At 41.9% G+C, this 13,767-nt stretch carries 17 protein-coding genes; all 17 read left to right on the forward strand.

The window, feature by feature from the left end; translation table 11 throughout:
• Nucleotides 1-978 precede the first annotated feature (978 nt).
• The 17 genes from ACYVUV_RS11220 to ACYVUV_RS11300 all read left to right on the forward strand — a co-directional run bounded on the left by ACYVUV_RS11220 (nt 979) and on the right by ACYVUV_RS11300 (nt 13,634).
• Nucleotides 979-1,302 carry a DUF7336 domain-containing protein gene (locus ACYVUV_RS11220; protein ID WP_484499375.1) on the forward strand — a complete coding sequence of 108 codons (324 nt, stop codon included), beginning with the start codon at nt 979-981 and terminating at the stop codon, nt 1,300-1,302.
• Between the two features lie 39 nt (nt 1,303-1,341).
• Nucleotides 1,342-1,953 carry a hypothetical protein gene (locus tag ACYVUV_RS11225; protein ID WP_484499376.1) on the forward strand — a complete coding sequence of 204 codons (612 nt, stop codon included), beginning with the start codon at nt 1,342-1,344 and terminating at the stop codon, nt 1,951-1,953.
• Nucleotides 1,954-1,997: 44 nt separating this feature from the next.
• The gene (locus ACYVUV_RS11230) at nt 1,998-2,582 is read left to right on the forward strand and encodes a hypothetical protein (RefSeq protein WP_484499377.1); all 585 of its coding nucleotides are present in this window, start codon (nt 1,998-2,000) and stop codon (nt 2,580-2,582) included.
• 71 nt (nt 2,583-2,653) lie between these two features.
• Nucleotides 2,654-3,709: a hypothetical protein gene (locus ACYVUV_RS11235; protein ID WP_484499378.1), complete on the forward strand. Its 1,056-nt coding sequence runs from the start codon at nt 2,654-2,656 to the stop codon at nt 3,707-3,709.
• A gap of 71 nt (nt 3,710-3,780) precedes the next feature.
• On the forward strand, nt 3,781-5,592 hold the full coding sequence (locus ACYVUV_RS11240) for an LPD1 domain-containing protein (protein WP_484499379.1): 1,812 nt from the start codon (nt 3,781-3,783) through the stop codon (nt 5,590-5,592).
• Nucleotides 5,593-5,609: 17 nt separating this feature from the next.
• Nucleotides 5,610-6,494 (forward strand): hypothetical protein, encoded by an 885-nt coding sequence (locus ACYVUV_RS11245; RefSeq protein ID WP_484499380.1) that lies wholly within the window; start codon nt 5,610-5,612, stop codon nt 6,492-6,494.
• A gap of 893 nt (nt 6,495-7,387) precedes the next feature.
• Nucleotides 7,388-7,843 carry a hypothetical protein gene (locus tag ACYVUV_RS11250; protein ID WP_484499381.1) on the forward strand — a complete coding sequence of 152 codons (456 nt, stop codon included), beginning with the start codon at nt 7,388-7,390 and terminating at the stop codon, nt 7,841-7,843.
• A gap of 20 nt (nt 7,844-7,863) precedes the next feature.
• A complete protein-coding gene (locus ACYVUV_RS11255; protein WP_484499382.1) occupies nt 7,864-8,208 on the forward strand; it encodes a hypothetical protein in 345 nt (114 codons plus the stop codon).
• Nucleotides 8,209-8,303: 95 nt separating this feature from the next.
• Nucleotides 8,304-8,888: a JAB domain-containing protein gene (locus ACYVUV_RS11260; protein ID WP_484499414.1), complete on the forward strand. Its 585-nt coding sequence runs from the start codon at nt 8,304-8,306 to the stop codon at nt 8,886-8,888.
• A gap of 100 nt (nt 8,889-8,988) precedes the next feature.
• Nucleotides 8,989-9,537 (forward strand): hypothetical protein, encoded by a 549-nt coding sequence (locus ACYVUV_RS11265; protein ID WP_484499383.1) that lies wholly within the window; start codon nt 8,989-8,991, stop codon nt 9,535-9,537.
• A 15-nt stretch (nt 9,538-9,552) separates the two neighbouring features.
• The gene (locus tag ACYVUV_RS11270; protein ID WP_484499384.1) at nt 9,553-9,798 is read left to right on the forward strand and encodes a hypothetical protein; all 246 of its coding nucleotides are present in this window, start codon (nt 9,553-9,555) and stop codon (nt 9,796-9,798) included.
• Nucleotides 9,799-9,864: 66 nt separating this feature from the next.
• A complete protein-coding gene (locus ACYVUV_RS11275) occupies nt 9,865-10,335 on the forward strand; it encodes a hypothetical protein (protein ID WP_484499385.1) in 471 nt (156 codons plus the stop codon).
• 104 nt (nt 10,336-10,439) lie between these two features.
• Nucleotides 10,440-11,675 carry a hypothetical protein gene (locus ACYVUV_RS11280; RefSeq protein WP_484499386.1) on the forward strand — a complete coding sequence of 412 codons (1,236 nt, stop codon included), beginning with the start codon at nt 10,440-10,442 and terminating at the stop codon, nt 11,673-11,675.
• Between the two features lie 87 nt (nt 11,676-11,762).
• Nucleotides 11,763-12,128 carry a type II toxin-antitoxin system RelE/ParE family toxin gene (locus tag ACYVUV_RS11285; RefSeq protein WP_484499387.1) on the forward strand — a complete coding sequence of 122 codons (366 nt, stop codon included), beginning with the start codon at nt 11,763-11,765 and terminating at the stop codon, nt 12,126-12,128.
• 77 nt (nt 12,129-12,205) lie between these two features.
• Nucleotides 12,206-12,601 carry a hypothetical protein gene (locus tag ACYVUV_RS11290; RefSeq protein WP_484499388.1) on the forward strand — a complete coding sequence of 132 codons (396 nt, stop codon included), beginning with the start codon at nt 12,206-12,208 and terminating at the stop codon, nt 12,599-12,601.
• A gap of 13 nt (nt 12,602-12,614) precedes the next feature.
• Entirely contained in the window at nt 12,615-12,830 is a 216-nt protein-coding gene (locus tag ACYVUV_RS11295) for a hypothetical protein (RefSeq protein ID WP_484499389.1), read from the forward strand.
• 507 nt (nt 12,831-13,337) lie between these two features.
• A complete protein-coding gene (locus tag ACYVUV_RS11300; protein WP_484499390.1) occupies nt 13,338-13,634 on the forward strand; it encodes a hypothetical protein in 297 nt (98 codons plus the stop codon).
• Nucleotides 13,635-13,767 lie beyond the last annotated feature (133 nt).

The following is a 13,767-nucleotide window of genomic DNA, read 5'->3' on the forward strand; positions in this document are numbered from 1 at the left end:
GGCAGGGGAGGCTGCTTTTGTTTGGGCTTGTCAAGACATTAGAAATAGATTACAATTAAACGGATTGAGAGGGTGCCATTTCTGATACCTCTTTTCCCCAAGCGCTTTTTTAGCCCCAGTTTCTTGAATGATTGAGAGGGTGCCATTTCTGATACCTCTTTTCCCCAATGCCAAACTGATAATCCAGAGGTTGATGCGATTGAGAAGGTCTCATTTCTGATAAGGTACAAACTGTCTTGCGAGTTATAAGTGAGCGCTGAACAGATTACTAAGGTCTCGTTTCTGATAAAATATCAACTTTTCCAGCTTTTAATTTGCAAGATGTCATTTCTGATAAGGTACAACCCAACGTGTTGCATTCTTGATGACGGCTACTGGATTGAGAAGGTGTCATTTTTGATGAGAGCATCCCTCCTGTACAGCGATGTACAGGGTAGGGATGCTTTTCTTTTGCATCTACGACTGATTTCCATCGCAAAACGCGCGCAAAAGCGATGGAAAAGCAAATCTATCGCTTTTTTCGGAAAAAGTTAGTACTGTTTGGGGATGCAATTTTGGCTGACTAGATGTACAATTAAGGAGTAAAGAATTTTAAATTTGTTTTTTACGCCTAGGTCTCATAGGGGACTTAGCACTAGAACAGTTGCTCTAGTGGGCCGCAAGGTCAACAATTTTTCAGCATTTTTGCTGGCATGAAGAAATTTCTTCGTGTAGTGTTTAAAAGCCTGGCTTAGCCGGACTTACAATTCTTGCATGGCGTATTTGTCATGTTTTTAGTTATTTTACAACAGAGAAAAATAAGGTTAGAGGAGACTGCAGAAATTTTTGCAGCCTCTTTTTTGTGCTTTCAAAGCACTAGAAAGGAGTCAATTATGGGACCGCCATAGTTGTAAACAATCGAAAAATATTATTGGCAGAGGACTCAGACACATATGGTGTTTGAGTCCTCTTTTGTTTAAAGACTAGGAGAACGGAAAAATGAAACCGCAAAATGAACAGTTCGTTTATATCGTAAGAGGAGATCTTGAATGGCCATGGGACTATCAAGTGTACGGTGTCTTCAGCGACTTTGGCTCTGCAATGGCACGTGCTGCTGAGATGGTTGCAAAAGTGCAGGAAAATAATACTGACAATGATGACATTGACAGTGATGACAATGATGATTGGACGGGGCTTTTGATCGAGAAGCATATGTTGGATGACACTACGATTCCAAATGGCTACGGTGATTCGTGCTATTCAGCGTGTGAAGATAGTCATGAAGTTGCTTTTTCTGAACTGGAAGCTCGGAATCTTATCTAAACAACAATTTTCAATTAAATAGAAACAGGAGAATGCAAAATGAACAACATGTTTAATTTTATGAAGGAAAACTTGAATGAAACTATCAGCATCAAGGCTGATGAGCAGAAGAAAGAAGAGAAGAAGCTGACAAAGCCAACTGTAAAGAAGGTCAAGGCTTCAGAAACTTTAACTGAAAAACTGAAAGGAATTAACTACGTGACTGGAAGAATGTGGTGGCTGCGAGCTGTTTTCTTTGCGGCAAGATTTTTCCATCGCAAAAACATCTATACCGAAATTGCAAGAGAGCTGGTATACGCGAAAAGCAACCGCACTGTTTTTGATGTTCGGACTAACGAACCGTTATCTGCTCTAGAGGATATTTGCATTGAGCGCAATGTCATCAAAATCTATTTTGACCGCCGCAACAAGGCACAATTGGATCAAGCTGCCGCTTCTCATGGCATTGACCAATTCTACTGGTTCGGCAAGCGCCGGATGCCTAACCTTGTAATCACAGATTTCGGAGTGAAAGACCGCCGCAACGAATTTGTAGTCAGCGACCCGAATGACATTTTCAAGTACGCGCACTATGCAGTAGACCATTCCTACATGGTTAAGTATAGACGGGAAGAAAATGTCATCTACGAAAAGCGTGACAACAATAAATAGTAAATTTTCAACAAAGCAATAAAAAAGACAAAAGGAGAACTAAAATGACAAACGCAAAGAATTCTGTAGTAAGCACTAAAACCAAGGGTGTAAGCATCAAGAAAAACGGCAAAATGCAACCTGCTCGTAAGGAATGTAGCAAAGAGACACAGCCATCTCGCTATGTTTTTCGCTATGTGACTGGAAGAATGTGGTGGCTGCAGTGCATCGTTCACGAAGCGATGAATGGTGGCGTTGTTATCCACAACAAATCAGAGAAACAAAAGGTTTATACCGAGATCAGACATGAACAGGTTATTCTTGACCCAAGAGATGCACACTCGCATTCAAACATTTTGGATGCCGATGGCAGCCCAATTGGACGTACGATTGAGCGGAACGTTATCAAAATCTATTTTGACAAACGGAACAAGGAACAATTAGATCAGTCGGCTGCTGGCAATGATCAAAATCAATTCGTTTGGTTCTCGAGAAATCGGATTCCTGATATTGTTATCACGGATTACGGCTTGAACGGAGAACCAAATGAGGTCGCAGTCGAGAATCCAAATGACTTCTTCAAATACGCTGAATACATTGTAAAGAAATCTTACATGGTAAAGCGCAGCTGGAGACCAAACAACTACTAAATATTAATTTTCAAAGGACTTAGACGCCACGTGGCGTTTAAGCCTTTTGCTTTCAAAAGGAGACAATAGATATGCTTAACGAAAAGAACATCAAGTATTTTGCAATCAATGGCGAAGATCGGGAAGTTGCTAATTTGCTGGGCCAGCATGAAAGCTCAGTCAGCCCAATTCCAACTGAATTGTTCGACCGTCGTGAGTATGCTTACACGATGAATGGCAGCAGTCGGCTTGGTCGGCTTGACGAAGAGCCACAACTTCAAATCAACCAGTTTTACGCCAAGAATGCAGCAGAGGAAGGCAAGACATCAACCGAAGAGCGCATCAAGTCGAAATACTGGATCGTCAAGGTTAAGATGAGCTACACAAGCTATTTCTGGACTGATTCAAAAGGCACGAGAAAGTCAAACTACAGTTACGTAACCTTGCTGTTCTTAACTTCTGAAGCCAAGAGAATCATCATGAACTATCACAAGGGTGATTCCATCATGGTGGAAGGTCGACTTGAAAGCTTGCCTGTGGTCAATCCAAATGATCCATCCAGCACAATCAACATGAACTACATTGCAGTTGAAAGCTTTCTGTGCAACGCTGGGCAGACAATCCGCAAAAAAGCTCAATCAAAGCTTGTCGGAATCCCTGTCAAGAAGAGCTACAGAAGCCTTGATGACGTGTTTAATGACAGTTCTCTTACTAAGGATCAAATGGTAGAAATTGCCAGAAAAGTTCTGCAGCAAAATGAGCTTGCCAAAAAGAAAAACGCTTCTCAAGAGGCGTCAGCTGGGCAAGACAATCAAAGTCAAAGCAGATCAGAAGGTGGAGAAAGCAATGGCAGACCAGCCAGTGAGCCGTCTCAGAATTCGTCCTACGGATACCAAGATAGCCCTCAAAATGCTTATAACCATCAACGTAGTCGCCGCTACAACAATTATAGAGACGACAATGGAAACAATAAACGTGTAGTTAGCAAGAACAGCATCAAAAGTCAGTACGAACGGCTTATAAACCAAGCCACTCAAGACTTTGAAGGAAAAAATGGGCAGGATCAAAGGGTATATGCTGAAATTAATCGGCAGCCGAACGTAAACGATCTTGATCCCAAGTCTTTTTCGCCAAACTCTAACTACTAAATAACAAATAGATTTAAGCAGGCTAGTGACTGAACGTCCAAGCCTGTTTTCTTTTAGAAAGGAATTTTCTCATGAACAATCAAACTATTAACGTAAGTCATAAGGTAACCGACTTGATGCGCAAAAGCTACGGATTTTCGCACCAAAAATATTCTTTGACGCTGAAAGAGACTGATACAAAGTCTCAAATCTGGGCCAAAATTGCGCGCTACGTTTACCGCAACGCCTGCGCTGAAAATCCAGATGAGCCTTTCAAGACCAGTGAAATGGAAGACCTTGACTTGTTTGCTGGTGTTTTGCGCCAAGCAGCCGGAAAGCTGCATACGCTAGAAAAGGTCGACCCAAGCGAAATGGGCCAAAAGGAACAAGAAATTCTTGGCGACATATGCTTCAAAGACGGGAAAGATGGAATGGATCGTGCTTTGGATCATCTGTACATGTTTACGGATCTGACAAAGAACGAAAGTGAGACGGGAAGAAACATTTTGTGTCTGATTGATCCAGAAAACAAAGTGATGCCTCGCTATGCTAATCATCCTTCTCGTTATCAGTATTGGATTTATCCGCATCCAAGCTATTTAAGCCATAATAGCTTTTTGACTTTAAATGCGGAAACCATGCGTGGATACGCGATGCTTTTTAGAGAAGCAATCCAAAAGGCGTATGTCCAATCTAAGGAATCAGAATGCAGCGGCTTGAACAGCAAGTTTTACAACGATCCAATGAAGTACCTTCACACGAAAGCCCTTCACGCTGAGAATGTAATTATGATGCTGTCTCTTTCTACAAACTATAAAAGCGACTTCATTAAATCTGGTCTGCGCCCCTACGAAATTGATAGAGAGCCCACCGGCTTTATTGAATACACCGATAAGGAAGATGATGACATTAAATGGGCCATTTTCGGCGACTATATGGGCGTGCCAAACGTTCAAACAAGTGGAGAATACAGCAAGTGTCTGGAAGCTTTCTGGGCAGTTCAGGCAGCCGGCTTCCTTACTAGCTTTATGGCTAACTTCGTATCACAAGCTAGCATGCTGAAATACCAGCAGCAACAGTCAAAGCAGTCTCACGCTAAGTTCTACCAAACTAAAAAGAACATTAAGCAGGAAACCCAAATTGAAATGACACGCTTGAGCAATGGCTGGAAAGATCTGTTTGCAGATGTTGAAATAGATAATGACGTAGATTTGAACGATCTGCATAAAATCGTTCCTCAGATTACGTCAATCGGCGACATCATTCCACGTGCCAAGAACGGGGCTTTGCCAATTTTGCGCTTTAGAAAGCTCCGCAATCACAAGGCTCTCGGAATCTTTACGCCGTTCAACAATACGGTAGCCGTTGACTTTCGCCCAAGTGACGGAGGTGGCTTAGGCTTGCAGAGCTTTATCCACGAATATGGCCATTTCTTGGATTACAATACAAACGAAGACAATATCTTGTCATTAAGCGATTCTTTTGCAAGAATCTTAAAGAGTGCACAATCCGCAATTTACAAGAGCAAAGAGCTTAGCAAGAAGGCTGAATACTACTCAACTCCAACTGAGGTATTTGCACGGGCCTTTGAACTTTATTGCTCTCACTGCGGACTTAATAACTCTTTGATCAAGGACCCAGAGGTATATGATACATTGACACCATTTACAGTGTTCAATGACGAATGCCGGGACTGGATCTACAGCTACTTTGATGAATTGTTCCCAGACCTCGAAAAGGGCATCAAAGACAAGATTGAGTACGAAAAGCTTAAAGATGAAATGGACTCCAAGCCTAAGTACACTGGCCAGGCAAAGAGTTCTTACACTGATGAAGAATTGGAGCAAATAATGGTACATGCGACGAAAGTCAGCGAGAATGCCGTTCAGCTTGCTCTGTTCTAACTACGAAAGGAAAATCAATGAAGGTAAAATACAAGAGAGATGCGATTTTTTGCTCGCCAATTGAGATGGAGGAGATGTTTAAGCACTTGACGCAGACATTCTTCACGTCAGGCTTTAGAGGTGAGATCCAAAAGCCGTATCCAAAAGCTGCTCCATGCTGTGAGTATAAGATCATCGTCAAGATGCCATCTTATGCAGAACACAAAATGGCGGCACTGATTGAAATCAGCAACTCGGATATCAATTGGGATATTCCAGATGATGATTTTAAAGACAAAAAGGTCTTAGCTTCAAAGAGATATTTGAATCTTTTGGAAGCCGTTGCTCAGCGTCTCTTCTATACGGTTGGCGCATGGATTGTCAATGAACAGACCACGATGGATAACAGATCCTTCCTTAACTACTACAATATTTCGAAGTGGCATGAGGATTTGCTTCACAATGATGAAGCACAGATGATGAAGATCTGCCAAGCAATGAAAGCTGCTTGCGAAGACAGCTCTTTCTTAAAGCACTACAGCAAAAAGTATGATCCGATGGGCGTGTTTAGTCCAATCGACGTCAACGATGCTAAGTTTGCTTACAAAGCATTCTTGCAGAAATGTGGCTTTAAGGGAAAAGCGATCAAGCTTGGACGCATTGGCACTAGCCAAGAGCCAAACTTTATGGTGATGTCATTTCGCAGTCAAAAGACAGAACTGAAAATCAACATTTACACTAACGAAGTTAGACCTATTCAAATTAATAGTGGTCAAGATGGCGTGACATGTTATTTTAATGTCATCAAAATGTTGGTTTACGAAAAGTTGATGAAGCTTGTTCAAGAAGGCAAGATCAGCGATGAAGCACAAAGTGACTTCGTTCGTAAACTGTTAGTTTTACAGGAAGAAGAAAACGATTAGTATAAGCAGCATCCCTCCCATGGATAAATCCGTGGGGCAGGGGAGGCTGTTTTTTGTTTGGGCTTGCCAAGACATTAGAAATAGATTACAATTAAACGGATTGATAAGGTGTCATTTTTGATAAGTCTTTTCCCGCAATTTTTTTGAAAAACACATCAAAACCAGATTGATAAGGTGTCATTTTTGATAAGTCTTTTCCCTTAAGTCAAGATGAATTAGCAAAGGACAATGATTGATAAGGTGTCATTTTTGATAAGTCTTTTCCCTCGATTACACGCACTTGGTTATCTTCGAAAGATTGATAAGGTGTCATTTTTGATAAGTCTTTTTCCTTTGAATAGACAACAAATACTGATTTACCAAGGTGTCATTTCTGATGAAGATGGCATCCCTCCCGTACAGCAATGTACAGGCTAGGGATGGTTTTCTTTCGCCGGAAAAAGTTAGTTCTGTTTGGAGATGCAATTTTGGCTGACAAGATGTACAATTAAGGGGTAAAGATTATTGTATTTAGTTTTTACGCCTAGACTCCATAGGGAGTTTAGCACTAGAACAGTTGCTCTAGTGGGCCGCAAGGTCAACAATTTTTCAGCATTTTTTGCTGGCATGAGAGAGTTCTCTCGTGTAGTGGTTAAAAGCCCGGCTTAGCCGGACTTACAATTCTTGCATGGCGTATTTGTCGTGCTTTTGGTTATTTTACAAACAGAGAAATAAGGTTAAAGGAGACTGCAGAAATTTTTGCAGTCTCTTTTTTTGTGCCTTCAAGGCACTAGAAAGGAGTCAATTATGGGACCACCATAGTTGAGAAAATCGAAAAATATTATTGGCACAGAGGACTCAGACACATATGGTGTTTGAGTCCCTTTTTGTTTTAAAGAATAGAGGACTCAAAAATGACTACTTACAAGTTACCAGAGAATTTTCAATATCGTTACGACGCAAAGTACTGGGAGCAAACCGATGAACAGCTTGATCAGCTTGTAAAGAGCGATAAGGCAGCAGATCGTGAGCTTGCAGCATACTTTGGTCGTGACAAGGACTTAGACGTTCTTGTGCATGATAAGGATGCCGATGTACGTCAAACTGTTGCAGTCATTGGCCGTGATAAGGACTTAGACATCCTTGTTCATGATGAAGATGAGGATGTTCGTAAGGAAGTTGCTGACTGGGCACGTGAGAAGGACTTAGATATCCTTGTGCGTGATGACAGTGAATATATCAGAGAGGCTGTTGCTTTTCAGGGAAATTTAAAGCACTTGAAGATTTTAGCAAATGACGATAGCTCATTTGTCTTACAAACTGTTATTCAAAGTGCGTTGGAATTGCTGAAGGAACAACAGGCTGTTTAATTTATAGAGAGGACACGAAAATGAACTACGAACAAGAAATTTTTAACAACTACCAAGATTTAGCAGCAAAGCACCCAAGTATTGCGTCTGAGCTGTTGGAAGAATTTGGTGAAGGAGAATGGCAAGATTCAGAACTTTACTGGTATCCCAATGAAGAAGATTTTGCCATGTATGAGGTTGAAGATGGCTGGTACTCAAACTACCAGCTCAATCAATATTCTGATTTTAATGGCGCACCAAATCTGCTGAACTTCCTTGACTTTAAGTCGTTGGGGAGTGCATTAGTAGAGACGTGGGATAACTCATGTCACTTTGAAGCTAATGATGGTGAGATTGTATCTACTGGAGTTGGCTTTTATGCTTAATGAAAAATAGGATTTTAAACCAAAAGAGAGGCACAAAAATGAAACCTAACGCATTGCAACCAAAGGCAGAACAACTTTCGTTGGATCTTGAAAGCATGGTAACTGACCGGGATTTGCTTGAGCGGCTTTTTAATCAGCTGCCTTGTCAAAACTTGAATGACGTACTTTGCTTGCTCGAAAGTGAGAATATTGAGAGCTTCCAAGACTTGATTGACTATGCTACTGGTCCAGCTTGTCCAGAAGACTTGGCTGTGACTATTGAATCAGTTATGGATCGTCTTCGGAAGATCAAACTGCATCGGAATGTCTGCATGTCTTCCAGTTCAGAAATTGGTAAGTACTTAGCTGACAAGCTTTCTGGGCAAAAGCAAGAGCAATTTTGGGCACTTTACTTTGACGAACAGATGAATCTGATTGGCGAGAAAATGCTGTTCCAAGGCACTCTTGATCGGTCATGGGTACACCCACGGGAAATTTTCCGTTATGGGGTTATCTATGGATGTGCAGGCATTATCGTTGCCCATAACCATCCAAGTGGCTCTCTTAGTCCTTCAGAACCAGACTTAGAAATGACAAAAGGCTTAACCAAGGCCGGCAATGTGATGAAGATGAGTATCTTCGATCACATCATTGTCGGCGGCGGGGAATATTTTAGTCTGCGTGAGCATGACTTAATGTAAAACACAAACAAAAACAGATTAATCCAAAAGGACTTTTATGTGATCGACACTTGCTGCCGTCCATTTAAGTCCTTTTCTTTTTTATGAAAGGAACAGAAAAATGAAAACTACTGTTAAGCAGATTTGGTACGACAGCTTTGCATATGACTACGAGGATTTCTGCGACTCATATAGCCGGGCTGAATTGACTAAGGATGAAGCGGATTACGCCTACGCTGATGAGATCGAGTTTTACCAAGCAGAAACGGTATCTAATCTCAGTGAGTTTATTGCTCGCTATGAGAAGCGCTATCGCACTCATGTAACAGCTCTTCTGCTCATCGCAGTTCGCGATCAGCCCGTGTATGGCAACTGGAACGGACTCGAAGGCCGGATTGGCTATCGCTTGATTGTCAAGCCGGATGAGCTTTTCCGCACCAGTTCTAACGACATTCGCATCTATGTTGGCGATGACAATTTCATTCACGCTGACTATTACGATCATGACGGCAGTGATAATTCAACGATTAAGCTGATTACCCAAGCTGAACTGAAAGAAGACGAAGTTCAAGACTGCAAAGGCAATGATTACTCATTGCAAGCCTTTGCGGACAAATTGGACAAAAATGACAAGCTGACGCCGACCAAGTTTTGGACAAGCACAAATTAATAAGAGGATACAACGATGTTCCAAGATTGGATTTCAGTAAAGATCAACAATGTTGATTTTGGATTTTTCAAAAACGATGAAAAGGGTGCTGAGCATTTGTGGCAGGCAATGGGCGAATTTTCTGACGAAAGTTGGGTAAATGGCTTTAGCTTGCACCGCATCCCTCAACACCTTGAGCCGTTCAGCAAAGAAGAAGAGCAAGTGTTAATCGAGTGGAAAAACTTGGAAGACACGTCTATACGTCTATTGAGGCTTTTCTGAAAGATGCTGTAAAGCATGGCTTTATTGATGATTTTGATCTTGAACCGATTTAGTTAGAAAGGAAAAATGATGACAATTTTTAAGACAATTACTGACAAGAAGACCGAATACGAAGAACGCAAGCTTGAGAAGAGTCTCGACTTGGAGAATCTGAAGCAGCTGCAAAGCAGTGGTGAGCTTGAGTTGAATAAGACACCTTATAGCAGCTTGAGCGAGCTTGCTGACAGTCTGTATGAGTGTCGGCGCAGCAATAAGCTGTCCCATCGGATCTGTCTTGCCATGTATGGAAGAGACGAGGACTACGATCGTTTGGTGCATGATCCAGACTGGTTTGTGCGTGAGATTGTTGCCACGAAAGGCCGCGACAAGGACTTGGATGTGCTTGTCGATGACGAGGATGTCTTTGTCCGGCAAACCGTAGCATCACACGGCAGACAGAAAGATCTGATCGAACTGGTTGGTGACGAAAGCGTCTTGGTAAGACAAGAAGTCGTTCGCCAGCTGAGAAAGAAAAATGGAACAAAACCCAAGGAATAGTCTGAGGGCGCTGAAAAAGATAATCACATAATTTCAAAGGGACATCGAATACGCTTGCGTATTTGGTGTCCTTTTTGATTTAGAAGACAACAGGAGAAACAACAATGAACGCAAACACTATGACGACTAACACCTTGACTACTCGTGAACTTGACCTTGAAAATTTGAAGAAACTTCAAGCAGAAGGAAAGTTTGCTTTAGCTGACTGCCAGCATGGCTATGACAAGGAAGAGCTTGCGGCCGGAAAGTCGGTTGAAGAGCTTGCTGATCTTTTGCCAATGTGGCGGGAGAGCGACAAGAGAATCGACAAGGTTTGTCTTGCTCTTTATGGTCAAGACAGTGACTTGGATGAACTGGTTGCCAATTGGTATTTCAGCTCTGAAGTCATGGAAGCAGTTGCTTGGCGCGGCCGTGACAAGGACTTAGACAAGATTATTAAGCGCAATGACCGGCTTTACTATGACGTGTGCACTTCAAGCTATGAAGTGCGTGTCGCCATTGCTGAGCAAGGGCGTGATAAGGATTTGGATATTTTGGTTAATGATCCCAACATTAACGTCCGCTGTGCAGTTGCACGCCAGGGCCGCGATAAGGATCTTGACCGGCTTGTCAACGATGAAAGTGAATTCGTTAGAGCAGCAGTTGCTCAGCAAGGCAGACCTCAAGACCTTGACGTTTTGATTGAGGACTCTAGCTACACGGTATTATCCACTGTAGCTATGTATGGCCGCGGCAAAGATCTGGACAAGCTTATCATGAGCAGAATTCCGGATTATCGCTATCAAGTTGCTCTCAGAGGTCGCGACAAGGATCTTGACATTCTTGTTTACGATCATGATGAAAGCGTCCGCTCTGCAGTTGCACGTCAAGGCCGTGACAAAGACCTTGATTGGCTTATTCACGATAAGAGTGCACTGGTTAGAGCCGCGGTTGCTTCATGTGGCCGTGATAGAGATTTGGACATTCTCGTTCATGATCCCGCAGCTTGCGTACGAAAAGAAGTCGCTAAGTGTGGCAGAGATCAAGATCTGGATATCTTAGTCAAAGACAGCGACTTATACGTCCGTGGTGCAGTAGCAGAGCAGGCCAGAGACAAGGATTTAGATATTCTCGTTCATGACCCAATCGATTTCGTGCGCCAAATTGTAGCCTTTCAAGGCCGCGATAAAGACTTGGACATTCTTGTTCAAGACTGTGATAGAGACGTATTACAAGCAGTATTAGAGCATGGCCGGAAGAAGGATCTCGATATTTTGGCCAAAAGCCCGAAATATGAGATTCGGAGTTCTGCCCAAAGAAGACGGAGACAAAGACAATTACAAGTACAGCTTGGGAGATAAAGAGCAGCATCCCTTCTATGAAAAATCACTAGTTGATGCTTTTGAGGCTGACGGTGAAGGATCGTGGAAAGCAGGGATGCTGCTTGTTTGTCAGAACAATTGCTGGATAAGAGCAGAGAGGAAAGACAAATGGAACTTGTTGCAGGTTCTAGCAAGTTAGGCCGTGTCCTGTGCAATCGCAGATTGCTCGTGAAGGAATACGGCAGCGACTGTGCTAAGCGTATTCAAGTGCGTCTGAACGAACTCTCGGGAGTCAACAGCTTATATGAGCTGTCACCCAGCTCATCATCACATTGTCATAAACTTCACGGCGAATTTGCCGGAAAGTTTGCTGTTGATGTCAGCAAGAACTTCCGAATGATTTTTGAGGGCTATGACCTTAATAATCAGCCAGTTTCGGACAGATCAAAGATTGTCACAATTGAAATTCTTGACGTGTGCGATTATCACTAACCGCATGACGCAATATATGAGAAAGAGGCAAAAAATTGTTAAACAGATTAACAGTACGTCAATCGTACATTCAAAAAATGAAGGAAGCTATCAGCAAGCATCCACTTTTCAGCTCTCACAAAGCTGAAAAGCCAGTTCAATGCGTTGAGTTTGTGGACGTTCCTGTCTTTGATATTGACGGGAAAGAATACTACGTGGACTTGGAAGGCAGCAAGATGATGAAGGACGTAGACCGTTATCTCGATTCTCTTGAGGTAACCAAAGACGAATTCGTCATTACTGAGCACCGCACTTACGCTGTACCAAGCTTAGGCAAGTATCTTGCTTTAAGCATCTCGGTGGCATGTGAGGCGGCTGAGTACGACTCCCATATGCGCTACGTAATCACGCATCTTGGAATTGATGATGCTGCTTTGCTTGATGATGCAGGCTCAAGGATTGTTGAGCCGGAAACAGTTGCTAAGTTAATGTAAATAGGAGGAAAAAATGAATTCTGTTAATTTTTTAGTTTTAGTTCATCTAAACGATGACGAATCTATTTATGCCGTTGAGTGTGAATACAAGTGGCAAGCTCAATTTGTCATTCAAGTCGAAGAACGGCAACGTTACAATATTTGTCATGTGGTCAATTCAATTGATTATTTGCTTGAATATGGCGATGATGATATTGAAACCATGACGTTCAAAGAATGGCAAAGTTAGAAGGCTAAACCCCAAAAATTGAGGAAATGAAATGCAGGACATTGTTAACGATAATTTCGTCAATTGGACTAGTGCACAAATCGAGATCTGCTAATCAGCATTAGGGCAGCATCCTTACTTCATGGAGAAATCTATGGGGCAGGGATGCTGCTTTTGTTTTGGTCAAAAAAGATCCCCTAAAAGTCCAAAAAGAATTTGCTAATGGCAACAACGGCGATCTAAGATGGCATCTCTGCCTAAATAAGCGGGCAGGGATGCTTTTTCTTCTTTTGCGGTTTGCTTATTCTTTAGAATTCCTTTCCTTTTTCCTCACGAACAATTAATAGTTCTTCAATTTTTCCTGCAAACCTTTCACATGTTTTTTTTAAAGGAGCTTGCCAAAATAGGTATCAAACAGAAAATAGTAAGCAAAACTAAAGAATTATATCTTTTTTGCTGACATATGCTAAGTTTTAGTTAGATGCTGGCCAGCAAAAAAGGCGTTAAGCCAAAAAGAAAGGGAAAAACATGATTGTTTTCAAAAGATTTTCAGCGCACGGCAAACGTGCACACAAGCAAGAAGAAAAGTACATTGAACAAGCAAAGCAAAAGCTGAGAAATATGCCACCATGGTGTGCTCCAAGCGAGGAAGAACTTGATCACAAGCACTTTCGCGCTTACCTAAGATGGGACACTGAGACTGATAAGCCAATTTTAAACAAAAACGGGAAGCCTATCGTCGAAGTATTCGATGACGAATCCATCATTCAGCTGTTGTCTGAAGAAAAGATGTACTTGTCTGCAGATCTGTCTGTGGCAAACTAAATCCAAAAATAACAAGATATTCCCCCTGAGGAAAAATAGATTGATGTCTGTTTTTTCTCAGAGGGATTTTTTTCGTCAAAAATAGTAATTAACAAGAAAATTGGCTAAAAAGATATGATTTCAAATGACGAAA

It is taken from the genome of Lactobacillus sp. WILCCON 0149 (assembly GCF_057197965.1).

Bases quoted from the DNA above. Each gene is read 5' to 3' on its own strand.
- ACYVUV_RS11290 (WP_484499388.1), top strand. From the start codon at position 12,206: ATGAAGGAAGCTATCAGCAAGCATCCACTTTTCAGCTCTCACAAAGCT.
- ACYVUV_RS11245 (WP_484499380.1), top strand. From the start codon at position 5,610: ATGAAGGTAAAATACAAGAGAGATGCGATTTTTTGCTCGCCAATTGAG.
- ACYVUV_RS11300 (WP_484499390.1), top strand. From the start codon at position 13,338: ATGATTGTTTTCAAAAGATTTTCAGCGCACGGCAAACGTGCACACAAG.
- ACYVUV_RS11265 (WP_484499383.1), top strand. From the start codon at position 8,989: ATGAAAACTACTGTTAAGCAGATTTGGTACGACAGCTTTGCATATGAC.
- ACYVUV_RS11255 (WP_484499382.1), top strand. From the start codon at position 7,864: ATGAACTACGAACAAGAAATTTTTAACAACTACCAAGATTTAGCAGCA.
- ACYVUV_RS11275 (WP_484499385.1), top strand. From the start codon at position 9,865: ATGATGACAATTTTTAAGACAATTACTGACAAGAAGACCGAATACGAA.
- ACYVUV_RS11280 (WP_484499386.1), top strand. From the start codon at position 10,440: ATGAACGCAAACACTATGACGACTAACACCTTGACTACTCGTGAACTT.
- ACYVUV_RS11225 (WP_484499376.1), top strand. From the start codon at position 1,342: ATGAACAACATGTTTAATTTTATGAAGGAAAACTTGAATGAAACTATC.
- ACYVUV_RS11260 (WP_484499414.1), top strand. From the start codon at position 8,304: ATGGTAACTGACCGGGATTTGCTTGAGCGGCTTTTTAATCAGCTGCCT.
- ACYVUV_RS11240 (WP_484499379.1), top strand. From the start codon at position 3,781: ATGAACAATCAAACTATTAACGTAAGTCATAAGGTAACCGACTTGATG.
- ACYVUV_RS11230 (WP_484499377.1), top strand. From the start codon at position 1,998: ATGACAAACGCAAAGAATTCTGTAGTAAGCACTAAAACCAAGGGTGTA.
- ACYVUV_RS11295 (WP_484499389.1), top strand. From the start codon at position 12,615: ATGAATTCTGTTAATTTTTTAGTTTTAGTTCATCTAAACGATGACGAA.
- ACYVUV_RS11270 (WP_484499384.1), top strand. From the start codon at position 9,553: ATGTTCCAAGATTGGATTTCAGTAAAGATCAACAATGTTGATTTTGGA.
- ACYVUV_RS11220 (WP_484499375.1), top strand. From the start codon at position 979: ATGAAACCGCAAAATGAACAGTTCGTTTATATCGTAAGAGGAGATCTT.
- ACYVUV_RS11250 (WP_484499381.1), top strand. From the start codon at position 7,388: ATGACTACTTACAAGTTACCAGAGAATTTTCAATATCGTTACGACGCA.
- ACYVUV_RS11235 (WP_484499378.1), top strand. From the start codon at position 2,654: ATGCTTAACGAAAAGAACATCAAGTATTTTGCAATCAATGGCGAAGAT.